We start from the raw sequence: 21,780 nt of genomic DNA, 5'->3' as shown, positions 1-21,780 counted from the left end.
GGTGGGGATGTGCCATGTGCATGAGACGAAGCGCTGTCACGTCGCCTTGAGACAGTGAAGAAGGCGCAGGTCACAACATCGCTGTTGGCCAGCGAAGCTAGGACCTACCAGGGCTTCCCCTGGACACATAAGGCGGGCACACGCGCGGAGGTCGGCCGACGGGAGGTCAGCCGGCACGGAATCAGCCGACGGGTGATCAGCCGACCTTGCCGACCGGGCTGATCTCGAGGGGGCGGTTCGGGGAGTCCGGGTTGTCGACCGGGAGGGAGCCCGCCGGCCAGTTCAGGGTGATCGTCTTCGTCTCGTTCGGCGGGGTGACGAGGATCTTGGACACCCTTACACCCGTGCCCCCGGTGGTGTTGAGCGGGAACGTGATGTTGAAGGCGGCGGACTCGCCGTCCTTGAGGACGCCCGAGATGGGCTTGTCGCCGTTGCGTGCCACCGAGAGGGTGTCGCCTGCCGCGGTCTTCAGGTCTACGCCCGCGAAGCCGCTGATCGTGCAGTCACGGCCGCCGCCGTTCTTCAACTGGACCGTGACGATTCCCTCCACCTTGTCGGTGGTGTTGTCGACAGCGCTGACCTCCAGCTCGTCGCTGCGGCAGATGCCGGCCGGCTTACCGCCGGAGCCCGTGCCCGCCGTGGTCCCTTCGCCGCTTCCGTTGCCACCGCCGCTGCTCTTGCCGGCGCTCTGGCTGCTGCCGCCGCTGCCGCTGGTGTCCGTGGCTGCCTCGGTGGGTCCGGTGCCGGCGCTGCTGCCCGAGGGAGCGGTGGATGCCGAGCCGGTGGGCTGGGCGTTCGTGGTGGCGGCGTCGTCGCCGCTGCAGGCGGTCAGCGTGAGCGTGCTGACCAGCGTGAGGCCGGCGAGGAGCGTCTTGGTGGCGTGCGTCAGCTTCATGTGTTCCCCCGTGGGTGTGTGGTCGGTGATTCGCTGCCGGTCGGCGCTTCCGTCCGGCTCGGCAACAGAGAATCCGTTCCAGGAAAGCGGGGGCAAGCCGACGCGCGCTTTCGGGGATGCTGGAATGCCGAGGCGGTTCTGACCTGCTGAAACGTCATGCCCTGGAACGCCGTGGTGGGACGCGCCAATGGGCGCCCGCGCTCTGATCCGGCGAGTTGTGAGGTTCCTCAGAGGCGAACTCGCTCCCGCCACACGGGTATCCGACGGGAAATGTGGTCGACGCCCGCTCGGGCAGCGCGTTGGATCGATGCATGACCTCACCTTTCGAAGCTCTGCTTCCCAGTACCGAACGGGCGTTGCTGCACCGTGTCGCGGTCGCCCAGTCCGAGGGACGTACGCCTTCCTTCGTCGGGGCCGTGGCCCGCGAGGGGGCCATGGTGTGGAGCGGGGCGCGCAGCTGTGTCGAGGGGCACGCCCCGGACGCCGACACGCAGTACCGGATCGGCTCGCTCACCAAGGTCTTCACCGCCGTTCTGGTGATGCGGCTCCGTGACGAGGGCCTCCTCGATCTGAACGACCCTCTGGAGAAGCATCTTCCGGGCACGGACGTCGGCGAGACGACCATCGCCCAACTCCTCGCTCATACGGCGGGTCTCGCGGCGGAGAGCCCCGGTCCGTGGTGGGAGCGGACGCCCGGGACGGTACGGCCGAAGCTGACCGATGTACTCGGTGAGGAGCCGATGCTGCACCCGGTGGGACGTCACTTCCACTACTCCAACCCCGGCTACACCCTGCTCGGTTCGCTGGTCGAGACGCTGCGTGGGGTCTCCTGGGAGGAGGCGCTGCGCGGCGAGATCCTGGAGCCGCTGGGGATGACGCGGACGAGCGTGCAGCCGGTAGCTCCGCACGCCGGCGGCTGGGCCGTACACCCGTGGGCCGATGTGATGCTGCCCGAACCCTCCGAGGATCTGGGGCTGATGGCGCCGGCCGGACAGCTCTGGTCGACGGCCGAGGACCTCTGCCGCTTCGCGCGGTTCCTCGCGCAGGGCGACGATCGTGTGCTCGGCGCGGCCTCGGTCGAGGAGATGCGCACGCCGGCGTCCGCGCCCGGTGCCGGTGACTGGGAGGGCGGCTACGGACTGGGTGTCCAGCTGCTGCGCAAGGACGGCCGGACGCTGATCGGCCACACCGGCTCGCTGCCGGGGTTCGTCGCCTGTCTCTGGGTGAGTGTCGAGGACGGTGTCGCTGCGGTCGCCCTCGCCAATGCCACCTCCGGGCCGCTGATGGCGTCGGTGGCGGCCGATCTCGTACGGATCGTGGCGGAGGCCGAGCCCAGGTTCCCCGAGCCGTGGAGGCCGATGCCCGAGGGCGAGGTGGATCAGGAGCTGCTGGACCTTGCCGGGCCCTGGTACTGGGGCACGTACGCGTTCGGGCTGCGCCTCGGTCCGGACCGAAGCGCGACCCTCGAACCGCTGAGCGGTGTCGGGCGGCGGGCTACCTTCCGAGCGCTGCCGGAGGGGGGCTGGATCGGCCTGAACGGCTACTACCTGGGGGAGACACTCCGCCCGGTCCGGCATCCTGACGGCTCGGTGAGCCATCTCGATCTGGGGTCCTTTGTCTTCACCCGGGAGCCGTACGAGCGGAGCGACGCGGTCCCGGGCGGAGTGGACGCGGCGGGTTGGCGCGGCCTCTGAACGGCTGTTTCACGTGAAACAGGACGCCGAGGGCGGCTAGGCGGGAACGTGCGGCCCTTCGACGACGCGGACCAACGGGGCCAGCTCCGGGTTCTTGGCCGCCTCGTCGAGGGCTTCGCGCAGCGCCCGGTCGTTGGTGGGCCGGGCCGCCGTAAGGAGTTCCATCCCCGCCTCGGTGACGTCGGTGTAGATCCCGCGCCGGTCGGTGGCGCAGAGGTAGCGGGTCAGGAGACCCCTGTCCTCAAGGCGGGTCACCAGTCGGGTGGTGGCACTCTGGCTGAGGACGACGGCGTCGGCGACCTGCTTCATCTGAAGATGCCCGCCGGGACCGCTGTGCTGGCGGCTGAGCACATCGAGCAGGGAGTACTCGCGCACGCTCAGGCCGTGCTGCGACTCCAGGGCGCGCTCGATGTGGGACTCGATCCTCCCGTGCAGCAGCGAGAGGGCGCACCAGCCCTGGGAGAGGGCGGTGAGTGCGGGGGCGGTCGCGGTCATGGTCTCTCCTCGGTCCGGAGCGGCTTTTCCCAGAGTAGACGATGAGCGCAAAAGCCCGCGTGTGCAATTACTCGCGCTCTACCCCGCCGCGACGGTCAGAGGCGCGAACCGGCGGCCCCAGTCGCCCGGCAGGTCGGGCAGAGAGCGCACCATGACCGCGTTGAAGGCGATCGAGGCGAGGCCGTTCGCCTTCAGCCAGGTCAGGAGCGCCTCATGGCGTACGTCGATGTCCGTGCGCAGGGGGCGGTCGGTGGCGGCGGCCAGGGCGGCGACGAGGGCCTGTGCGGTGGCCGTGTCGCGAGCGATCAGGGGTCCGACCACATGGGTGTCCATGTTGGGCCAGGCTGCGGCGAAGCCCGTGATCTCGCCGTCCTCCTCGGCGACGCGGAGGTGGTCCGCGAAGGCCGGCAGGCGGGTGATCATATGCGTGCGGTCCAGGCCGAAGATCTCGGTGTCCAGGCGGAGCACCGTCTGGAGGTCCTCGGCCGTGGCGGCGCGGGTCGCGATCTCCGGGACCGGCTCCGTCGAGGTGAAGTGGCCCTTGAGCATCTCCGCGCGGCCCGTCTGGACGAAGCCCAGCTGCTCGTAGAGCGGCTGACCGTTCGGGGTCGCATGGAGCGTGAGCGGGGTGTCTCCGGCCTCGGCCACCACGTGGTGCATCAGACGGCGCCCCACTCCTCGGCGGGCGTACCGCTCGGCGACGAGCACCATGCCGATCGCGGAGAGCCCGGGGCCGTACGAGGTGACCACGCTTGCCGCGATCAGCCCCTTGCCGTCGGGGTCGTCGATGCCGTAGCCAGTCCCCGCGGTCAGCAGGAGGTTCCACTTGTGCTCCTCGCGCAGCCAGCCCCGGTCCTCGGAGAGATCGGCGCAGGCGGTGAGGTCCGCGGAGGTGAGGATACGGATGGGAAGCTGATCGAGCGGGGTGAGCGACGTCGGCATGAGGCTCAGGCTGTCGGACGCAATGATCGTTCGTCCACCGCTTTACGGGAACTCGTCTGCGCCCGCAGGCGACGACCGCGGCGCGTCAGTCCCCAGGGCTTCAGCACAGAGATCGCGGTCATGAACAGATAGGCCGCAGTCGACACCGTCGGCGCCGACACCAGGCTGGGATCCGGCACCCCGGCCGCCGCCGCGTGCTCGATCCCCGGACGCAGTGCGAAGACGGTCGCGGTCGCCGTGGCCAGGGTGATCCAGAACTTGACCCAGACCCAGCGGTGCCGGGCCAGCCCCCAGGGAGTGCCCAGGGAGAGCACCAGCCCGCTCGTCAACGTCACCACCGCGACCGGAGCGAGCAGCCAGTCCGCGAATACCTTCATCGCACGGTAGGAGGCTTCGGTGAGCGAGGGGTCGCCCGTCGTGTAGGCCGTGATGCCGAGCGTCAGCAGTCCCACACTGAGCCCGAGCCACGCCACGGAGACGGCGACATGGACGACGAGGAGAGCCCGCCGAGCGGGGCGCTGGAGATGTTTCACGTGAAACACCGTGCCGCGCCGCCCCCTCGCCCCGCGTCTGACGGGGGGAGTAACCATACGTACTAGCCTCGGCGTACATGACCACTTCCCCGGGCGCCGGAAGGCTCCATCTCTTCGACCTCGACGGCACCCTGATCCGGGGCTCGGCGGCCGCGGTGGAGATCTCGCGGCAGCTCGGTCTCGCCGAGGAGATCGCCGCCCTGGAGCGCGGATTCCTGCTGGACGGGATGACGCCCGACGAGTTCGCGGTTCAGGCCCACGCTCTCTGGTCCGCTCTGACGACGGAGCAGGTCACGGCCGCCTTCGAAGGGGCGCCCTGGCTGGCCGGTATCCGTGAGGTCTGGGCGGACATCCACGCCCAGGGAGGGCGCTGCGCCGTCATCTCGCTCTCGCCGGATTTCTTCGTCGAGCGCCTTCTCGACTGGGGGGCCGATGCGACCCATGGCTCCCGCTGGCCGTCGGTGCCGTTCACCGCGCCCATCGACCGTCCGAGCATCCTCACCGCTGCGGCGAAGGTGAGCATCGCGCGCCGGCTCTGCGCGGAGTACGGGATCGGCCTGGAGGACTGCGTGGCCTACGGCGACTCGATGTCCGACGCGGAACTCTTCGCCGCCGTGCCGCTCACCGTGGCGGTGAACGCCGATCATCATCTGGCCGGGCTGTCCCGCCACACCTACACCGGAGGCGATCTGCGCGAGGCATACGACCTGGTCCGAAAGAGCGCAGCCTAGTCGCGCCACGGGGCTAATGCCCGAGAATTCCACTTTCTGTCCGAACCGGTGGTCGAACCTGTCAAGCTGCGGCGACAAGAGCCGCAGGCGTGAGGCGAGGCACACAATGGAAGAGGCCGTGCACGACGACGGCGAAGCACCGCCCCGGATAGCCCCGGGGCCATCCTCCGACCGGCCGCCCCGCAACGGGCCGTCCCCTGACGCGATCCTCATCCGCCGCACCCTGGCGGAGATCGCTCCCGTCGCCGACAAGGTGACCTCCTACTTCTACGCCTTGCTCTTCGTCCGCCACCCCGAGCTGCGCGCGATGTTCCCCGCTGCGATGGACACCCAGCGCGACCGCCTCCTCAAGGCGCTGCTGACGGCGGCCGAGCACATGGACGACGCCCCCGTACTCACCGAGTACCTCCAGAACCTGGGCCGTGGACACCGCAAGTACGGGACCCGGCCGACGCACTACCCGGCCGTCGGCGAGGCGCTGATCGGGGCGCTGATCCGGTACGCCACCCTGACCTGGAACGAGGAGACCGAGGCTGCCTGGGTGCGGACGTACACGACGATCTCGCAGATCATGATCGACGCGGCGGCCGAGAGCGAGCTGCATGCCCCCGCCTGGTGGCAGGCCGAGGTCGTCTCGCACGATCTGCGGACCCCGGACATCGCGGTGATCACCCTGCGGCCCGACCAGCCGTACACCTTCCTCGCCGGCCAGTACACGACTCTGGAGACGCCGTGGTGGCCGCGCGTGTGGCGGCACTACTCCTTCGCCTCGGCGCCCCGCCCCGACGGGCTGCTCACCCTCCACGTCAAGGCGGTCCCCGCCGGCTGGGTCTCCAATGCCCTGGTGCACCACGCGCGACCCGGCGACATCCTGCGCCTCGGCCCGCCCGCGGGGTCGATGACGGTCGACCACTCCACGGACAACGGGCTGCTGTGCCTGGGCGGCGGCACGGGAATCGCGCCCATCAAGGCGCTGGTCGAGGACGTCGCCGAGCACGGGGACCGGCGCCCCATGGAGGTGTTCTACGGGGCACGCAGCGGCCATGACCTGTACGACATCGACACGATGATGCGGCTCCAGAAGACGTACCCCTGGCTGTCGGTGCGGCCGGTCACGGAGGAGGACCAGGCACAGCTGCCGGACGTCGTGCGCCAGTACGGTCCGTGGACCGAGTACGAGGCCTATCTGTCGGGGCCGCCCGGCATGATCCGGCGCGGGGTGGACACTCTGCGGGGAATCGGAATCCCCGCAGAACGCATCCGCCACGACCTCCTGACAGAGCTCGCGTCCTGACCGAAGAACTCCCGTCGGGCTTCTAACCCAGGTCGGGGGCGTGCATGGCGCGGACGCCCTCGATATTGCCGTCCAGGTAGTGGCGCAGGGACAACGGCACGAGGTGGACGGCGGCGATGCCGACCCGGCTGAACGGCACCCGGACGATCTCGTACTCCCCGCAGGGCTCCTCGACCTCGGGGCCGTGCCGCAGTGAGGGGTCCATCGAATCGAGCCGGCAGACGAAGAAGTGCTGGACCTTCACTCCCGAGACACCGCCGTCGACGATGTGCTCGACGGTGTCGACGAAGCAGGGGACCACATCGGTGATCTTGGCGCCGAGCTCCTCGTGCACCTCGCGGTGGAGGGCTTCGACGACAGTGGTGTCCGAGGGCTCGACCCCGCCACCCGGCGTCACCCAGTAGGGATCCACCCCCGGCTTCGTGCGCTTGATCAGGATGAGGTCGTTTCCATCGAGCAGAATGGCGCGTGCGGTGCGCTTGACCACAGGTCGTTCGGTCATGGGAAGAAAATGGCCCGCCACAGGTGTCCTGAAACTCACCAGTCTCCGGAGGCTCGCAGGAGCCACTCATGGGCCCGCGCGATGTGCGGCAGTGCGAGGGTCCCGGTCCGGACGACGAGGAAGTACGTCCGCAGCGGCGGCACCGGCGGATCGAGGAGTGCCACGAGTCGGCCCTGCTCCAGCGCTTCCTCGCACAGATAGCGCGGCAGGACGGCCAGCCCCGCCCCGGCGGCGGTGGATTCCAGGACGGCCCGCAGGTCGGGCGCCACGACGGTGGCGGTCGCGGCCGGCTTGGTCTCGAAGACGGCCGCCCAGTAGCGGGAGACGAACGGCAGCGACTCGTGCACTTCCACCACCGGCAGCTGTTCAAGGACCACGGCGCCCTTGCGCAGCAACAGGTCGGGAGCCAGCCGCGCGGCCCAGCGCGGGGCGGCGACCAGCACATGTTCCTCGTCGCAGAGCGGCGTGGAGCTGAACAGCCCTCCGCGTGGGCGGGCGGTGGCGACGGCCAGATCGTGGTGGCCCGCGGCGAGCCCGTCGAGGATCTCCTCGGTCGTGGCGGGGAACGTGGCCCGCACCGCGAGCCCCTGGGAGACCAGCGTGGTGAGGGCGGGCAGCACACGCATCGAGGTGAACTCGGGAGGCCCGGCGAAGTGCAGGGTGCGGACGCCGTTCTCCTCGTCCAGACCGGTCTCGGCGATCTCCACGAGCGCGTCCAGATGCGGGGCGGCGCGGTGGGCGAGCTCGTCACCGATCGTGGTGGGGGTGACCCCACGGGCCTGTCTGAGGAAGAGCGGGCGGCCGAGCTGCCGTTCCAGGGTGCGGATCTGGCTCGTGACGGCGGGCTGGGAGAGTCCGAGAAGGGCCGCGGCGCGGGTGAAGGAGCCGGCCCGGTGCACCGCGACGAAGGTGCGCAGCAGGGCGAGATCCATGTCCGCCCCCTCCCGGCCGTGTCGGCCGTTCGACTCAGGCGGTCGGCTGACTGCGCCTCAGGACCGTCCAACTATAAATAAGTCGATAGGTCTCTGTCGCTACCGTGATTGGACACTGACGCAGAGTCAACTAGCCTTGTTCAGGCGGTCTCCGCGCGTGGAACCCGGGGTGTTCCGAGCCATGAGGGGGGAGGCTCGGAGCGCCCCGGTTCCGTGCGGAGCGCTCCTAAAAACGTGCGGACGGCGCCCGGACGTCAGGTGGAGAGGCTCAGCGGGCCGTGGTCGCTGCGGCCGTGTCGAGGGCGCGCAGGACGTCCGCGATCAGGTCCTCCAGGTCCTCCGCACCCACGGAGAAGCGGACGAAGCCCTCCGGCACGGCGTCGCCGCCCCACCGGCCGCGCCGCTCGGCCGTCGAGCGGACACCGCCGAAGCTGGTGGCGTCGTCCACGAGCCGTAGCGCGCCGAGGAACCGCTCCGCTCGGTCCCGGTCGGGCAGGACGAAGGACACCACGGGTCCGAAGCGCTTCATCTGCGTCGCCGCGACCGCGTGGGAGGGGTCGTCCGGCAGTCCGGGGTACCGCAGCCCGGTCACCTCGTCCCGCTTGCTCAGCGCCTCCGCGAGGGCGAGTGCCGTGGTGCACTGCCGGTCGATGCGGAGCTGGAGCGTGGCCAGTGAACGGTGGGCGAGCCAGGCCTCCATGGGGCCGGGGATGGCCCCGACGATCTTGCGCCAGCGCCGCACGTCCGCCGCGAGCCGCGGATCGAGGCAGCTGACGTGACCGAGGAGGATGTCGCCGTGCCCGGTCATGCCCTTGGTGTCGCTGGCGACGGAGAAGTCCGCCCCCAGCTCCAGGGGGCGCTGGCCGAGCGGGGTGGCCAGGGTGTTGTCGACGGCGACCAGAGCGCCGGCCTCATGGGCCGCCCGCGCCAGACGGCGGATGTCGCAGACGTCGAGCCCGGGGTTGGAGGGCGTCTCGATCCACAGCAGCCGCGCACCCTCCAGTACGGACAGCTGGGCGTCGCCGCCGGTGGGCGCGGTGCGGACCTCGATCCCGTACGCCCTGAGCTGCTCGTGCACCAGGGGCAGCGCCTGGTATCCGTCGGCGGGTACGACGACCGCGTCGCCGGACTTGAGCTGGGAGAAGAGGACGGCGGAGATGGCGGCCATGCCCGAGGCGAAGACGAGCGTTTCGACGCCCGGTTCTCCCGGCGCCTCCAGCTCGCCGACGGCGCGCTCCAGGTGGGTCCAGGTGGGGTTCTCGTCCCGCCCGTACGTATAAGGCCCGGTGGGGTCGCCCGGCAGATGGAAATGGGCTGCGAAGACCGGTCCCGGCAGGGTCGGCTCGTACTTCACCGGCTCGGGAAGCCCCGCCCGTACCGCCCGTGTCCCGTCGCCGACGGCGCCGAGGTCCTCGGCGCCCCCGAACGTGTCCGTGCTCATGCCGCCCGTTCCTCCACACTCTCGCTCACCGCGGCCAGCAGTCCCTCGCTCGCCGCCTCCACCATCTCAAGGCACTCCTCGAAGCCGTCCATCCCCCCGTAGTACGGGTCGGGCACGTCGAGGTCGTCGGCCGCCGGGTCGTACGAGCGCAGCAGCCGCACCTTCGCCGCGTCCTCCGGAGTCGGCGCGAGCGCGCGCAGCGCCCGCAGATGCCCCTCGTCGAGAGCGATCACCAGATCGAGCGCGGCGAACCACGAGGCGCGGAACTGGCGGGCGGTGTGCCCGGAGGCGTAGCCGTGCTCCTCCAGGACGGCGGTCGTCCGCGGATCGGCGCCGTCGCCCTCGTGCCAGCCTCCGGTGCCCGCGCTGTCCACCTCGACCGCGCCCGCCAGGCCGGCCTCCTCCACGCGGGCGCGGAAGACGGACTCGGCCATCGGCGAGCGGCAGATGTTGCCGGTACAGACGAAGCAGACGCGGTACGTCATGGTCCGCACTCAGTCCCCGTCGGGGAGCACGACGTTGAGCGCCCAGGAGACGACAGAGATGATCAGGCCGCCGAGGACGGCGGTCCAGAAGCCCTCGACATGGAAACTGAGATCGAGCTGCTCTGCCAGCCAGGAGGTGAGCAGCAGCATCAGGGCGTTGATCACCAGCGTGATCAGGCCGAGGGTGAGGATGAACAGCGGAAGCGAGATCAGTTTGACGATCGGCTTCACCAAGAAGTTCACCAGACCGAAAACCAGGGCGACGAGGATGAGTGTCCAGGCCTTCTTGCCCGTGCTGTCACCGGTCAGGGTGATGTCCTGGAGCAGCCAGATCGCCACTCCCAATGCGCCCGCGTTCGCGAGCGTCTTGACTACGAAATTCATCATGTGTCTGATCGTGGCAGACATGATCGGGCCAACGGCAGGGGCAGACGCACGATGAAAGCATTCCGACTGGACGAGCTCGAGGCGGAGCGCGCCGCCAACGACGGTGCGTACCTCCAGTTCCTGCGGGAGCGGAACATGTCCGTCGGTCTGTACGCGCTCGACGCCGGCTCGCTCGACCCGCAGCAGCCGCACGGCCAGGACGAGGTGTACTTCGTCGTCAGCGGACGGGCTGCGATCACGGTGGGGATGGAGACGACGCAGGTGGCGCGCGGCAGTGTGGTCTACGTACCGGCCGGTGTGGCCCACAAGTTCCACCACATCACCGAGGACCTGCGGGTCATGGTGGTGTTCTCGCCGCCGGAGAGCTGAACTCCCCTAGGGGATGGATCAGGGGATAGCAAGGGCTCCGAGGCCCCCGCGGGCACAGGTGCCACCCCTAGCATCGAGAGTGTCCGGCGCAGAGCGCGCGGGACGGACTCTTCGGAGATGAGGGAAGCACGATGGCGGTACGAGAGATTCTCGCGGGGATGCCCTGGTGGGTGAAGTGGGTCGCCATACCCGTCATCGCCCTGTTCGTTTTCGGCGGCCTGATCACCAGCATCGCGACGTTCGTGATCGGTCTGCTCTTCAAAGTGCTGGTCTTCGTCGCCCTCGTCGGCGGACTGATCTACGTCGTACGGAAGTTCATGTCCTCGTCGACGTCGCGCGAGGACTGGTAGCACACGCTACCGATCGGTAGGGGCGGGCCGTGGGGGTGTTAGCCCGGGCGAGGGACGCGGCCCGGGAATCCAGGGCCAGGCCTGGAGCTGCCATTAGAGTGGCACATCTCTGCCGCCCCGGGGAAAACTGGCGTAGACCTCCGCATCGACCTGCGGTGGTCCACCTCCGTCCCGGGCGGGTCCGCCATGGACCCCACCGGTTCCCAGGCCGCGGCGGGCGCGCGGGGGCGGCCCCCGCGGGCGGGTGTACGGCACCCGTCGTCATGCCTGGGGGTGACCTTTGGCCACGGCTACGCAGTCCGCCGCTCCTACCCTGATCGGCTCGGTGCAGCGGGCGCTGAGACTACTGGAGGCCGTGGGCTCCCATGAGGACGGAGCTCCCGCCAAACAACTCGCGCGCGAGGCGGGGCTCCCGCTGCCCACGGCGTACCACCTGCTCCGCACCCTGACGCATGAGGGCTATCTCCGCCGCGAGAAGGGTGTGTTCGTCTTCGGCGACGCGGCCGGTCGACTGGCCGGCGGCGGAGACCTGCAGAATCGTCGCACCAAGATCGAAGATTCACTCGCGCACTGGCGCGACGAGATCGGCGTCCCCGTCTACTTCGCGATCTACCGCGAGGGCGAGATCGAGCTCGTCGCCGTCGCCGACACTCCCTCCGCCCCCGCTGTGGACGAGTGGGCCGACTTCCGCGAGACGGGTCACGCGCATGCGATCGGTCAGTGTCTGCTCAGTCAACTGGATCTGAAAACTCGTCAAGACCACCTCGATCGCCATCCGGTGGAATCCATCACTCCGTACACGGTGCGTAACCGGCGTACCCTTTTGGATCGTTTGGGCGCTATGGGGCGAATGGAACCCCTGGTGGAGCGTCAGGAATATGCGCTCGGCACGGTCTGCGCCGCGATCCCCATCACTGCGGGGTCCACAGCGGCCGCGATGGCCATTTCTCTCCCTCTTCACCAGCAAGAACGGTTGCTGCCCGCAGTCGACCGACTACGCAATGAGATCGGAAGGCTCTTCAGTAGCTTCGCTTTCTCTATCAGTATCTGAAAAATCACTCCTTGTGATCTGCTAGTGCGTACAGCACGATTGCGTCAAGAGGGCCGTGAGGGATCATTCCTGGCCGTTTTGGTCACAGCTTTCAGCTGCTGTGTTTACACAACTGCTTCATCTACTGCGGGGTACATCATGCGAGAGTCGGTTCAGGCCGAGGTTCTGATGAGCTTCCTCGTCTCCGAGGAGCTCTCCTTCAGGATCCCGGTGGAGCTGCGTTACGAGACCCGGGATCCCTACGCGGTGCGGATGACGTTCCACCTCCCCGGAGACGCGCCTGTGACCTGGGCGTTCGGCCGGGAGCTGCTGCTCGACGGGATCAACGGACCGAGCGGGGACGGCGATGTCCACATCGCGCCCACCGACCCCGAGGCCCTTTCGGACGTCGCCATCCGGCTCCAGGTCGGCAGCGACCGTGCCCTGTTCCGGGCCAGTGCTCCGCCGCTCGTCGCGTTCCTCGACCGTACGGACAAGCTCGTTCCGCTCGGTCAGGAACGGACCTTCGGTGACTTCGAGGACAACCTGGAGGCGGCGCTCGGCCGGATCCTCGCGGAGGAGAACGCCGGCTGAGCCGCCGCGCCCACACGCGATGGCCGGCTGGTCCGGTCGTCTCTCTCCGGCGGCCGTCACTCGGCCCGGCCGCCCGGCCGGCCCGGACGTCCAGTCTTTGACGTCCCCGTCTCGTCACCGGCCGCCCGTCACTTGGCGCGGCGGCGGCGCCCGCCCTTGGCTGAACGCTTCTCCACGCCGCCCGGCCGGTCGGCCGAGACCACCATGGCCGCGAGAGCCGTGGTCAGCGGCACCGAGGCGACCAGCCCGATCGATCCCACCAGCGTGCGGACGATCTCCTCCGCCACCAGTTCGCTGTTGGCCACCGTCCCCACACTGCTCTGCGCGATGGAGAAGAGGAGCAGCAGGGGCAGGGCCGCACCGGCGTAGGCGAGCACCAGCGTGTTCACGACGGACGCGATGTGGTCGCGGCCGATCCGGATCCCGGCCCGGTACAGCGCGCGCGGCCCCATCCGGGGATCCGCCGCGTGCAGCTCCCACACCGCCGAGGTCTGTGTCACCGTCACGTCGTCGAGCACACCGAGCGAGCCGATGATGATGCCGGCCAGCAGCAGACCCGACATGTCGATCTCCGGGTAAAGACCGTGGATCAGACCGGTGTTGTCGTCGGTGTTCCCGGTCAGCGATGCCCAGCTGATGAAGTACGAGCCCAGGAGACCGATCAGCAGCAGCGAGATCAGCGTCCCGAGCACCGCGACCGAGGTGCGGGCCGACAGTCCGTGGCACATGTAGAGCGCGATCAGCATGATCGCGCTCGATCCGACCACCGCCACCACCAGCGGATTCGATCCCTGCAGAATCGCCGGCAGGATGAAGAACGTCAGCACCATGAAGCTGATGGCGAGCGCGATCAGGGCCATCACGCCGCGCATCCGTCCGACGAGCACGACCGCGAGGGCGAAGATCCCGGCGAGAACGGCCAGCGGAACCTTGCGGTTGACGTCCGTCACCGAGTACTGCAGATCGCGCGGGGCGTCGGGCGCGTACGCCACCACCACGCCCTGCCCCTCGTCCAGTTGCCGCGGCGCGTCCGGCTGCACGATCTCGGTGAAGGTACGGCCCTGGTCCGGACCGCTCGTGACCTCGATCGTCGCCTTCTCGCACTGCCCCTGCTGGGCGTTGGCCGCCTCGCGTCCCTGGGGCGTGGAGGGGTCCGCGGTCGGCGGCACCTGGGCGGCGTTCACGTCCTGGCAGTCGACCTGCTCGACCCTGGTGACCGTGCCCTGGTAGGTCTGCCGGTCGAAGCCGACGCCCGTGCGTTCGTGCTCCGGGGCGCCGCCGGGCCACAGGACGACCAGCCCGACCACCACGGCCGTGGCGAACGGGATCAGGACCGCGGCGATGACCCTGCGCAGATGCCGGGAGACGGGCGCGGCGGGCCCATGACTGTGGGTGTGGCCGTGCCCGTGACCGACGTCGCCGTGTCCGTCGTGGCCGTCGGGTTCCGGGGTCTGCTGCGAGGAAGTCACCGACCGATCATCGCAAGAACGGCGGGGGCCCACTGTTCAGCATGGCCGGGTTGACGCTAGCGTGGTGCCACCTTTGCACACGCGGGAGCTCGGAGCACCGGGCTGAGAGGGCGCTGATCACCGTACGCGCGTACTGATGTACGTACGGGAGGAGGCTGCGCCGACCGCCGAACCTGTTACCGGGTAATGCCGGCGTAGGGAGATCGGTCTCATGACCATTCAGGATGCACGCACGCCTGCCACCAGCCAGGACGAGCGCAAGCCGGGCTGGCACAAGGGATACGTCGAGGGCTCGCGCCCCGACCTCCGGGTGCCCGTCCGTCAGGTGCACCTCACCAACGGCAAGGACGTGACGCTGTACGACACGTCCGGTCCGTACACCGACCCCACCATCGACACGGACGTACGGCGGGGTCTTCCGCCGCTGCGCGAGAACTGGATCATCTCGCGGGGTGACACGGAGGAGTACGCGGGCCGCCCGGTCCGCCCCGAGGACGACGGCATCAAGCACACCTCGCCGCGGGGTGGCCTGAAGAACCTCGACGCGGTCTTCCCGGGCCGGCCGCGCCAGCCCCGCCGGGGCCGCGACGGCCAGGCCGTGACGCAGCTCGCGTACGCCCGCCGGGGTGAGATCACCCCGGAGATGGAGTACGTCGCGATCCGCGAGAACGTCTCCCCCGAGGTCGTACGGGAGGAGATCGCGGCGGGTCGCGCGGTGCTGCCGGCCAACGTCAACCACCCGGAGATCGAGCCGATGATCATCGGCAAGCGGTTCCTGGTGAAGGTCAACGCCAACATCGGCAACTCCGCCGTCACCTCCTCCATCGAGGAGGAGGTGGAGAAGATGACCTGGGCGACCAAGTGGGGCGCCGACACGGTCATGGACCTCTCCACCGGCCGCAACATCCACACCACCCGCGAGTGGGTGCTGCGCAACTCTCCCGTGCCGATCGGCACCGTCCCGCTCTACCAGGCTCTGGAGAAGGTCGACGGCAAGGCCGAGGAGCTGACCTGGGAGATCTACAAGGACACCGTCATCGAGCAGGCCGAGCAAGGCGTCGACTACATGACGGTCCACGCCGGCGTGCTGCTGCCGTACGTGCCGCTGACGGCCCGCCGCAAGACCGGCATCGTCTCGCGCGGCGGCTCGATCATGGCCGCCTGGTGTCTCGCGCACCATAAGGAGAACTTCCTCTACACGAACTTCGAGGAGCTCTGCGAGATCCTGGCGACGTACGACGTCACGTACTCGCTGGGCGACGGTCTGCGGCCCGGCTCGATCGCCGACGCCAACGACGAGGCGCAGTTCGCGGAGCTGCGCACGCTCGGTGAGCTGAACACGATCGCCAAGCGCCACAACGTGCAGACGATGATCGAGGGCCCGGGCCACGTCCCGATGCACAAGATCAAGGAGAACATCGACCTCCAGCAGGAGATCTGCGAGGAGGCGCCGTTCTACACGCTCGGCCCGCTCACCACGGACGTCGCCCCGGCGTACGACCACATCACCTCGGGCATCGGCGCCGCGATGATCGCCTGGTGGGGCACGGCGATGCTCTGCTACGTCACGCCCAAGGAGCACCTGGGCCTGCCCAACCGCGACGACGTGAAGACCGGTGTCATCACGTACAAGATCGCGGCGCACGCGGCGGACCTGGCCAAGGGTCACCCGGGGGCGCAGGAGTGGGACGACGCGCTGTCGGACGCGCGGTTCGAGTTCCGGTGGGAGGACCAGTTCAACCTGGCGCTCGACCCGGACACGGCCCGCGAGTTCCACGACGAGACGCTGCCGGCCGAACCCGCGAAGACCGCGCACTTCTGCTCGATGTGCGGTCCGAAGTTCTGCTCGATGAAGATCTCGCAGGACATCCGCCGGGAGCACGGTGGCGACCTCAAGTCGGACGAGATCGCGGCCGGCATGGAGGAGAAGTCGAAGGAGTTCGCGGCCGCGGGCAACCGGGTGTATCTGCCGCTGGCTGAGTAACAGCGCGCTTCCGTACGTATGTGTGGCGGGACGCACGAAGCGGCGGGGCGGACCGCATGGCCGGGGGGCCGTGCGGCTCGTGCCCGCCGCGGCGTTTTCCGGAGGGGCCTGGCCTGATCCGGCCGGTGTCCTCGGCCGTCCGGGAGGGGGGCCTGGCCTGATCCGGCCGGTGTCCTCGGTCGTCCGGGCCGGGCTACTCCTGCCCGTGGTGGTCCGGCGAGCCGAAGTCCGGGCTGGAGAAGTCCGGGCTGCTGAACGTCGGGCGGGTGCCAGAGGCGCCCTCGTTCGGGCTGCTGAACTCCGGGCCGCTGTAACCGATCTTCGGTATGCGGTCGGTACGGGGCGGCGCGACGGGCGGCGTGGCCGGGAACGGGGCGGGGGCGGCGAGGGCGTCGCGCAGGAACGGGACGATGCCCCGTTCCACCAGCGCGCGGCGCCAGGCCTCGCGGGCGCGGGACAGCTCGTCGTCGACTTCGGCGGGCGGTGGATCGCCGGCGGCCACCTGCGTCGACCGGTTGCGCAGCGCCGTGAGCAGCAGCCCGACCGCCGCGCAGAAGAGGCCGGCGGCGGCGACGGCGCCGAAGAACCACCCCGCGGTCAGCAGCGTATCGGCGAACGCGAGCGTGGGCGCCAGCACCTTCAGCACGGCGCCGACCAGCAGAAAGATCACCGCGGCGGTACCGGCGAGGACCGGTGCCAGGACCGTGACGATCGCGACGATGCCCGCGCCCGGTCCGGCGCTCGGCCCCTCGCCCTCCGCCGCCAGGACGGCGTTCATCACGCTCGTACCGCTCGGTGAGCGGCCCTCTTCGCGGACCTTCACGAAGTGGTCGTACTCGACCGCCGCCGCGGCCGTGATCAGAGCCGTCGCGTTCAGCGCCATCGTGCGCAGCTGTTCGGCCGTGAGCCGTTTCCCGGTCTCGGCGAGATCCGGATGGTCGTGCGCGTTACGCAGTGCGTCGTCGAGGAGTCGCACGTACTCGGCACGGTCCTCGGTCAGCAGGTGCGGAGCCACGTTCATGTGCATCCCCCGATGCTCCGTAGGGCCTTGCTGACCGTGGGGAACGGCCAGTTGGGCGGAAACGGAGGAGAGCCTGCTACGGATGATCCGATGGTATTGCGGTTATGGCGCAGGGTGACAGGGGGTTTCCCGAAATCACCCTCCCCGGATGCGCAGGGTTATGCGTCAGCCCCGCAGGGGGAGTTGGACGACCAGCAGCTTTCCGGCCATGGTCACACCGCCGTCCATGGCGATCGCCAGACCGTCCGCGTACACATGCGGACCGTCGACGATCGGGTCCGAGCCGCCCTCGCCGTCCTCGGTGCCGACCTGGCCCAGGAGGTACGGGATGGGGCTGTGACCGTGCACGACACGGCCGCCGCCGTACGTGGCGAGCAGCTCCTGGACGGCTTGGGGACCGCCGTCGTCGCGGAAGGCGAAGCGCTTGGTGAACTTGCGGAACAGGTCCCAGACCTCGTCCGCGTCGTTTCGGGTGATGATCTCGTGAACGGTCTCGTTGACGTCCTCGATGGTGCTCCCGTAGTCGAGGTACGCGGTGGTGTCGGAGTGCATCAGCAGATGCCCGTCCTCCTCCACCACGGCGTCGAGCCGCGACATCCACTGGAGGTGGACGTCCTGGAGGCGGTCCATGTCGTGCTTCTGGCCGCCGTTGAGCAGCCAGGCCGCCTGGAAGGTGGCGGTGCCCGCGCCGGAGTTGACGGGGGTGTCCCCGAAGCGCTTGGCGCCGATGAGCAGCAGTTCGTGGTTGCCCATCAGGGCCTTGCAGTAGCCGCCGGCGGCAGCGGCCTCCGCGGACAGGCGCATGACGAGGTCGATGACCCCGATGCCGTCGGGGCCACGGTCGGTGAAGTCGCCGAGGAACCACAGGCGGGCGTTGCCCGCGGCCCAGGCGCCGTTCTCGTCGATGAGTCCCTGCTCGCGCAGGGCCTCGACGAGCTCGTCGAGGTAGCCGTGGACGTCGCCGACCACGTAGAGGGGGCCGGGGCCTTCGCCGGCCGGGGCGGGCGCGGGGGCCGCGACCGGGTCCACGTGGACCTGGACGGTGTCCCCCCGGTTGATCACCGGGAGGTCGCGCTCGGTGGGGGTGTAGCCCTCGGGGAGCTCGTCGTCCGGGAAGGCGTTCCCCGGGTGGCCGGGGGCCACGGCGGCGGGGGTGACCATGGTGGTCAGGGCTGAGAGCGCGGATGCGGGCCGGCCGAGGAGGAGCGTGGGGTCGGAGACGGTGACGCGGGCGGGGGGCGCCGGCTCGAACGGCCCCACGGCGTCGACGGGCTCGGCGAATTCGACGGGCTCGGCGATCTCGACGGGCTCGATGGGTTCGGCGAATTCGACAGGTTTCACGAAGTCGACCCGTTCGAAGGAGGCCGCGTGCGCGACGGGTTCACCGGACGCGCCAGGTTCGAAGGCGACGCCGGGGGCACCGGCTTCGCGGGGCGGCACGCCGGCCGCACCGGAGTCGGCCGACGGCACGCCCGGTTCGACGGGTGCACCCGGGGCGCCGGGAGCGCCGGGCTCGTACGGCACGACAGGGTGCCCGGCCGGGGGCTCCGGGGCCTGGCCCTGCACGGGCACCCGGGCGTACGGCGGTACGCGGAAATCACGCAATGTCGCCGTGCGCACCACGGGTTCCTGCCCGGCCCCCTGAGTCATCGACCCCTCCACCACCGTCGCGATGCCCTGCACATCGCGGACCGGCCTGGTCGGGGTGGTCCGCGATGTCGTGCGCCCATCATAGGAATGAGGGTCCGCCTGTGTGACGCACCAGGGGTGGTGAATCCGGGTCCACTCCGGGTTCACCGGTTGTTTCGCCCGAATTGAGAAGGTCCAGTCCAGGGTCGGGGCCGGGCCGGGGCCTGGTTTGTGTCCGGCTCCGGGTCCGTGCCCGACCCCACCCGACCCGTCATGGGCCGGGTTTCGGCGCGTACGCGTTCTTCGTCAGTCCTTCGAGGGTGACCGGGGCGGACTGACCGTCGTGCGCGGCGAACGCCTCTGGGACGACGTCCGCACGATGAGTTCGGTCGGTATCACCTGCTCGACCGGTCCGTCGGTGTCGATCCCCTCGATGGCGTCGATGAGGAGCTGGACGACGGCCGTGCCGATCCGGCGCGGTTTGAGCGAGAGGGTCGTGATGGGCGGTTCGGTGTTGGCGTAGACGGTCGACTCGCTGCAGCAGACCAGCAGCAGATCGTCCGGTACGCGCAGTCCGTAGCGGCGGGCTGCCGCCAGCAGATCGGTTCCGTTGGGGTCGAAGAGTCCGTAGACGGCGTCGGGACGGTCGGGGCGGGCGAGCAGCCGGTCGGCCGCGACGGCGCCCGCGCACGGATCGTGCGCCGGATAGGCCTCGTAGACGGGGTCCTGTCCGACCCGCTCGCACCAGTTGAGGTACGCGGTGGTGGACAGGCGGGTGTACGTGTCGGTGGTGGTTCCGGTGAGAAGGCCGATCCGGCGGGCGCCGGCGGCGGCGAGATGGTCGAGGAGGTCGAGTACGGCGGCTTCGTGGTCGTTGTCGACCCAGGCGGTCACCGGGAGCGTGCCGGCGGGGCGTCCGTCGGAGACGACGGGCAGGCCCTGGCGGACGAGCTCGGTGACGACCGGATCGTGGTCGGAGGGGTCGATGACGACGGTGCCGTCGAGGGCGACGTTCGACCAGACGTCATGGCGGGAGGTGGCGGGCAGGATGACCAGGGCATAGCCACGGGCGAGCGCGGCCGATGTGGCGGCTCTGGCCATCTCCGCGAAGTACGCGAATTCGGTGAAGGTGAAAGGTTCATCCCCGTAGGTCGTCACGGTCAGGCCGATGAGGCCCGACTTGCCGGTACGGAGCGTGCGGGCCGCCGCGGATGGGCGATAGCCCAGCCGGTCTGCGACCTCGCGGACGTGGCGGCGGGTGGCGTCCGGGAGCCGGCCCTTGCCGTTGAGCGCGTCGGAGACAGTCGTGATGGAGACCCCGGCGGCGGCGGCCACATCCCGGATGCCCGCTCGCCCCTGCCGGCTTCCCCGGGTCTGTGCCCGGCTCACCTGGTGCTTCCCTGCTGCTGTCATGGCGAGCCGATAGTAGGGCGAGGCCGGGTGGTTGGGACGCTCGCATATTCACCCGTTGACGGGCACGTTTCTGCATGATCAAAAACTGCCAATTGCCTTAGAAAGCAAGTGAGTTATGGCCTCTCGGGTGTGATCTGCGGTTGTCGACCCGCATGGGCCTGCCAAGAAGGCCATGTCTCGAAGAGGTCTCAACTCACCTCTACGGGCGATGCGCGCCACGGCGCCCGCCACCGGCGCGCGCCACCCGAGCCCGCGCTCCCCCGCTCGTCCACAGGTTCCCCACTCCGTTGTCCACAGCCCATTCGCAGCGGAGGCGAATCCTCATAAGGTGAGGAGTATTGGTGGTACGGACGGTCGAGGAGGACCACAGTGAGCGCAGTGAGCGAGACCGGCGGAACCGGCGCGGCCGGCGGGACGGGCGCGGCCGGCCCGAGGCTGCGGGACGTGCTGGACGGCATCCCCACCTACAAGCCGGGCAAGCGGGCCGCCGCGGGCGGTGCGGTCGCCTTCAAGCTGTCCTCCAACGAGAACCCGTATCCGCCGCTGCCGGGTGTGATGGAGAGCGCGCTGTCCGCGGCCGCCGCCTTCAATCGGTACCCCGACATGGCCTGCACGGGCCTGATGAACGAGCTCGCCGACCGCTTCGGGGTCCCGGTCTCGCACCTGGCCACCGGCACGGGTTCGGTCGGCGTGGCCCAGTCGCTGCTGCAGGCGACCTCGGGCCCGGGCGACGAGGTGATCTACGCCTGGCGGTCCTTCGAGGCGTACCCGATCATCACGCAGATCAGCGGCGCCACCTCCGTGCAGGTGCCGCTGACCGACGGCGAGGTGCACGACCTCGACGCGATGGCCGAGGCGATCACCGACCGGACGCGGCTGATCTTCGTCTGCAATCCGAACAACCCCACGGGCACGGCGGTGCGCCGCGCCGAGCTGGAGCGATTCCTGGACCGGGTGCCCTCCGACGTCCTGGTGGTGATCGACGAGGCGTACCGAGAGTTCGTCCGTGACGCCGACATCCCGGACGGCATCGAGCTGTACCGCGACCGGCCGAACGTCGCCGTGCTGCGGACGTTCTCCAAGGCGTACGGTCTGGCCGGACTGCGGGTCGGCTTCGCGATCGCCCATGAGCCGGTGGCGGCGGCGCTGCGCAAGACGGCGGTGCCGTTCGGCGTGAGCCAGCTGGCGCAGGACGCGGCGGTGGCCTCGCTGCGGGCCGAGGACGAACTGCTCGGCCGGGTCGGCTCGTTGGTGGGCGAGCGCGAGCGGGTCCGCGCGGGGCTCGTGGCCCAGGGCTGGACCGTGCCGGACACTCAGGCGAACTTCGTCTGGCTGCGGCTCGGTGAGCGGACGCTGGACTTCGCGGCGGAGTGCGAGCGGCATGGCGTGGTGGTGCGGCCGTTCGCGGGCGAGGGCGTACGCGTCACGATCGGTGAGTGCGAGGCCAACGACCTGTTCCTGAAGACGGCGGAGGGCTTCCGTAACGGAGCCTGATCAACGGAGGCTGATCGGCCGGGCCCTGTCAACGGTGCCTGGTCGACCGCGCCTGATCGGCGGAGGTTGATCGACCCGGGCTGGTCGGGATGGCGG

22 protein-coding genes and 1 riboswitch are annotated in these 21,780 nt (G+C 69.7%); of the genes, 9 read left to right on the top strand and 13 right to left on the bottom strand.

Annotated elements, in window-relative coordinates; genetic code table 11:
- Positions 1-196: 196 nt before the first annotated feature.
- The gene (locus ACFY8U_RS15430; protein WP_389570161.1) at positions 197-895 is read right to left on the bottom strand and encodes a DUF4232 domain-containing protein; all 699 of its coding nucleotides are present in this window, start codon (positions 893-895) and stop codon (positions 197-199) included.
- 311 nt (positions 896-1,206) lie between these two features.
- Between ACFY8U_RS15430 and ACFY8U_RS15425 the strand changes: the two genes are divergently transcribed.
- Complete coding sequence (locus tag ACFY8U_RS15425) at positions 1,207-2,589, top strand: serine hydrolase domain-containing protein (protein WP_389570159.1); 1,383 nt, start codon at positions 1,207-1,209, stop codon at positions 2,587-2,589.
- A 36-nt stretch (positions 2,590-2,625) separates the two neighbouring features.
- On the opposite strand, the gene ACFY8U_RS15420 is transcribed toward ACFY8U_RS15425, so the two are convergent.
- The 3 genes from ACFY8U_RS15420 to ACFY8U_RS15410 form a co-directional block, all read right to left on the bottom strand.
- Positions 2,626-3,084, bottom strand: coding sequence for a MarR family transcriptional regulator (locus ACFY8U_RS15420; RefSeq protein WP_361435432.1), 459 nt, complete (start codon positions 3,082-3,084; stop codon positions 2,626-2,628).
- Between the two features lie 78 nt (positions 3,085-3,162).
- Positions 3,163-4,026, bottom strand: a complete 864-nt coding sequence (locus ACFY8U_RS15415; protein ID WP_389570157.1) for a GNAT family N-acetyltransferase — start codon at positions 4,024-4,026, stop codon at positions 3,163-3,165.
- Between the two features lie 5 nt (positions 4,027-4,031).
- Entirely contained in the window at positions 4,032-4,559 is a 528-nt protein-coding gene (locus tag ACFY8U_RS15410; RefSeq protein ID WP_389570154.1) for a DUF2269 domain-containing protein, read from the bottom strand.
- A gap of 77 nt (positions 4,560-4,636) precedes the next feature.
- Here ACFY8U_RS15410 and ACFY8U_RS15405 point away from each other — a divergent pair, with 77 nt between their 5' ends.
- Together ACFY8U_RS15405 and ACFY8U_RS15400 are read left to right on the top strand one after the other, a co-directional pair.
- Positions 4,637-5,290 carry an HAD family hydrolase gene (locus ACFY8U_RS15405; protein ID WP_389570152.1) on the top strand — a complete coding sequence of 218 codons (654 nt, stop codon included), beginning with the start codon at positions 4,637-4,639 and terminating at the stop codon, positions 5,288-5,290.
- A gap of 16 nt (positions 5,291-5,306) precedes the next feature.
- The gene (locus ACFY8U_RS15400; protein WP_389570150.1) at positions 5,307-6,584 is read left to right on the top strand and encodes a globin domain-containing protein; all 1,278 of its coding nucleotides are present in this window, start codon (positions 5,307-5,309) and stop codon (positions 6,582-6,584) included.
- A 22-nt stretch (positions 6,585-6,606) separates the two neighbouring features.
- Here ACFY8U_RS15400 and ACFY8U_RS15395 read toward each other — a convergent pair whose 3' ends face one another.
- The 5 genes from ACFY8U_RS15395 to ACFY8U_RS15375 all read right to left on the bottom strand — a co-directional run bounded on the left by ACFY8U_RS15395 (position 6,607) and on the right by ACFY8U_RS15375 (position 10,331).
- A complete protein-coding gene (locus tag ACFY8U_RS15395) occupies positions 6,607-7,086 on the bottom strand; it encodes an NUDIX hydrolase (protein WP_361600155.1) in 480 nt (159 codons plus the stop codon).
- 35 nt (positions 7,087-7,121) lie between these two features.
- The gene (locus tag ACFY8U_RS15390; protein ID WP_389570147.1) at positions 7,122-8,018 is read right to left on the bottom strand and encodes a LysR family transcriptional regulator; all 897 of its coding nucleotides are present in this window, start codon (positions 8,016-8,018) and stop codon (positions 7,122-7,124) included.
- 268 nt (positions 8,019-8,286) lie between these two features.
- Complete coding sequence (locus ACFY8U_RS15385) at positions 8,287-9,459, bottom strand: cystathionine gamma-lyase (protein ID WP_389570145.1); 1,173 nt, start codon at positions 9,457-9,459, stop codon at positions 8,287-8,289.
- Positions 9,456-9,944: a low molecular weight protein-tyrosine-phosphatase gene (locus ACFY8U_RS15380; protein ID WP_389570143.1), complete on the bottom strand. Its 489-nt coding sequence runs from the start codon at positions 9,942-9,944 to the stop codon at positions 9,456-9,458. Before ACFY8U_RS15380 ends, ACFY8U_RS15385 begins: the two co-directional genes overlap by 4 nt.
- Positions 9,945-9,953: 9 nt before the next feature.
- Positions 9,954-10,331, bottom strand: a complete 378-nt coding sequence (locus ACFY8U_RS15375; protein ID WP_389570140.1) for a phage holin family protein — start codon at positions 10,329-10,331, stop codon at positions 9,954-9,956.
- Between the two features lie 51 nt (positions 10,332-10,382).
- Here ACFY8U_RS15375 and ACFY8U_RS15370 point away from each other — a divergent pair, with 51 nt between their 5' ends.
- From ACFY8U_RS15370 to ACFY8U_RS15355, 4 genes are all read left to right on the top strand, one after another.
- Positions 10,383-10,700 carry a cupin domain-containing protein gene (locus ACFY8U_RS15370; protein ID WP_355110745.1) on the top strand — a complete coding sequence of 106 codons (318 nt, stop codon included), beginning with the start codon at positions 10,383-10,385 and terminating at the stop codon, positions 10,698-10,700.
- A 131-nt stretch (positions 10,701-10,831) separates the two neighbouring features.
- Positions 10,832-11,050, top strand: coding sequence for a DUF5326 family protein (locus ACFY8U_RS15365; RefSeq protein ID WP_361435453.1), 219 nt, complete (start codon positions 10,832-10,834; stop codon positions 11,048-11,050).
- Between the two features lie 325 nt (positions 11,051-11,375).
- Positions 11,376-12,101: an IclR family transcriptional regulator gene (locus tag ACFY8U_RS15360; RefSeq protein ID WP_389570137.1), complete on the top strand. Its 726-nt coding sequence runs from the start codon at positions 11,376-11,378 to the stop codon at positions 12,099-12,101.
- 138 nt (positions 12,102-12,239) lie between these two features.
- The gene (locus ACFY8U_RS15355; protein ID WP_361600136.1) at positions 12,240-12,674 is read left to right on the top strand and encodes an SsgA family sporulation/cell division regulator; all 435 of its coding nucleotides are present in this window, start codon (positions 12,240-12,242) and stop codon (positions 12,672-12,674) included.
- A 128-nt stretch (positions 12,675-12,802) separates the two neighbouring features.
- Here ACFY8U_RS15355 and ACFY8U_RS15350 read toward each other — a convergent pair whose 3' ends face one another.
- A complete protein-coding gene (locus tag ACFY8U_RS15350) occupies positions 12,803-14,143 on the bottom strand; it encodes a YibE/F family protein (RefSeq protein ID WP_389570134.1) in 1,341 nt (446 codons plus the stop codon).
- A gap of 71 nt (positions 14,144-14,214) precedes the next feature.
- Positions 14,215-14,361: riboswitch (TPP riboswitch) on the top strand.
- Here ACFY8U_RS15350 and thiC point away from each other — a divergent pair.
- Positions 14,355-16,127, top strand: coding sequence for a phosphomethylpyrimidine synthase ThiC (thiC, locus tag ACFY8U_RS15345; protein WP_361435462.1), 1,773 nt, complete (start codon positions 14,355-14,357; stop codon positions 16,125-16,127). It overlaps the preceding riboswitch by 7 nt.
- A gap of 193 nt (positions 16,128-16,320) precedes the next feature.
- On the opposite strand, the gene ACFY8U_RS15340 is transcribed toward thiC, so the two are convergent.
- The 3 genes from ACFY8U_RS15340 to ACFY8U_RS15330 all read right to left on the bottom strand — a co-directional run bounded on the left by ACFY8U_RS15340 (position 16,321) and on the right by ACFY8U_RS15330 (position 20,190).
- The gene (locus tag ACFY8U_RS15340; protein ID WP_389570132.1) at positions 16,321-17,154 is read right to left on the bottom strand and encodes a hypothetical protein; all 834 of its coding nucleotides are present in this window, start codon (positions 17,152-17,154) and stop codon (positions 16,321-16,323) included.
- A 159-nt stretch (positions 17,155-17,313) separates the two neighbouring features.
- Entirely contained in the window at positions 17,314-18,798 is a 1,485-nt protein-coding gene (locus ACFY8U_RS15335) for a metallophosphoesterase (RefSeq protein WP_389570129.1), read from the bottom strand.
- A 285-nt stretch (positions 18,799-19,083) separates the two neighbouring features.
- Positions 19,084-20,190 (bottom strand): LacI family DNA-binding transcriptional regulator, encoded by a 1,107-nt coding sequence (locus ACFY8U_RS15330; protein ID WP_351658196.1) that lies wholly within the window; start codon positions 20,188-20,190, stop codon positions 19,084-19,086.
- 378 nt (positions 20,191-20,568) lie between these two features.
- Here ACFY8U_RS15330 and hisC point away from each other — a divergent pair, with 378 nt between their 5' ends.
- Positions 20,569-21,684: a histidinol-phosphate transaminase gene (gene hisC / locus ACFY8U_RS15325; RefSeq protein ID WP_389570920.1), complete on the top strand. Its 1,116-nt coding sequence runs from the start codon at positions 20,569-20,571 to the stop codon at positions 21,682-21,684.
- Positions 21,685-21,780 lie beyond the last annotated feature (96 nt).

This window comes from Streptomyces sp. NPDC012508 (genome assembly GCF_042902595.1).
Lineage (GTDB): Bacteria > Actinomycetota > Actinomycetes > Streptomycetales > Streptomycetaceae > Streptomyces.
This window is presented reverse-complemented; position numbering and strand designations above follow the sequence as displayed.

What these genes read in the sequence shown, in the direction of transcription:
- ACFY8U_RS15375 (WP_389570140.1), bottom strand. Translation starts at nt 10,331, where the DNA reads ATGATGAATTTCGTAGTCAAGACGCTCGCGAACGCGGGCGCATTGGGA.
- ACFY8U_RS15330 (WP_351658196.1), bottom strand. Translation starts at nt 20,190, where the DNA reads ATGACAGCAGCAGGGAAGCACCAGGTGAGCCGGGCACAGACCCGGGGA.
- ACFY8U_RS15380 (WP_389570143.1), bottom strand. Translation starts at nt 9,944, where the DNA reads ATGACGTACCGCGTCTGCTTCGTCTGTACCGGCAACATCTGCCGCTCG.
- ACFY8U_RS15415 (WP_389570157.1), bottom strand. Translation starts at nt 4,026, where the DNA reads ATGCCGACGTCGCTCACCCCGCTCGATCAGCTTCCCATCCGTATCCTC.
- ACFY8U_RS15340 (WP_389570132.1), bottom strand. Translation starts at nt 17,154, where the DNA reads ATGCACATGAACGTGGCTCCGCACCTGCTGACCGAGGACCGTGCCGAG.
- ACFY8U_RS15405 (WP_389570152.1), top strand. Translation starts at nt 4,637, where the DNA reads ATGACCACTTCCCCGGGCGCCGGAAGGCTCCATCTCTTCGACCTCGAC.
- ACFY8U_RS15400 (WP_389570150.1), top strand. Translation starts at nt 5,307, where the DNA reads ATGCCCGAGAATTCCACTTTCTGTCCGAACCGGTGGTCGAACCTGTCA.
- ACFY8U_RS15390 (WP_389570147.1), bottom strand. Translation starts at nt 8,018, where the DNA reads ATGGATCTCGCCCTGCTGCGCACCTTCGTCGCGGTGCACCGGGCCGGC.
- ACFY8U_RS15420 (WP_361435432.1), bottom strand. Translation starts at nt 3,084, where the DNA reads ATGACCGCGACCGCCCCCGCACTCACCGCCCTCTCCCAGGGCTGGTGC.
- ACFY8U_RS15395 (WP_361600155.1), bottom strand. Translation starts at nt 7,086, where the DNA reads ATGACCGAACGACCTGTGGTCAAGCGCACCGCACGCGCCATTCTGCTC.
- ACFY8U_RS15385 (WP_389570145.1), bottom strand. Translation starts at nt 9,459, where the DNA reads ATGAGCACGGACACGTTCGGGGGCGCCGAGGACCTCGGCGCCGTCGGC.
- ACFY8U_RS15365 (WP_361435453.1), top strand. Translation starts at nt 10,832, where the DNA reads ATGGCGGTACGAGAGATTCTCGCGGGGATGCCCTGGTGGGTGAAGTGG.
- ACFY8U_RS15335 (WP_389570129.1), bottom strand. Translation starts at nt 18,798, where the DNA reads ATGACTCAGGGGGCCGGGCAGGAACCCGTGGTGCGCACGGCGACATTG.
- ACFY8U_RS15430 (WP_389570161.1), bottom strand. Translation starts at nt 895, where the DNA reads ATGAAGCTGACGCACGCCACCAAGACGCTCCTCGCCGGCCTCACGCTG.
- ACFY8U_RS15425 (WP_389570159.1), top strand. Translation starts at nt 1,207, where the DNA reads ATGACCTCACCTTTCGAAGCTCTGCTTCCCAGTACCGAACGGGCGTTG.
- ACFY8U_RS15370 (WP_355110745.1), top strand. Translation starts at nt 10,383, where the DNA reads ATGAAAGCATTCCGACTGGACGAGCTCGAGGCGGAGCGCGCCGCCAAC.
- thiC (WP_361435462.1), top strand. Translation starts at nt 14,355, where the DNA reads ATGACCATTCAGGATGCACGCACGCCTGCCACCAGCCAGGACGAGCGC.
- ACFY8U_RS15355 (WP_361600136.1), top strand. Translation starts at nt 12,240, where the DNA reads ATGCGAGAGTCGGTTCAGGCCGAGGTTCTGATGAGCTTCCTCGTCTCC.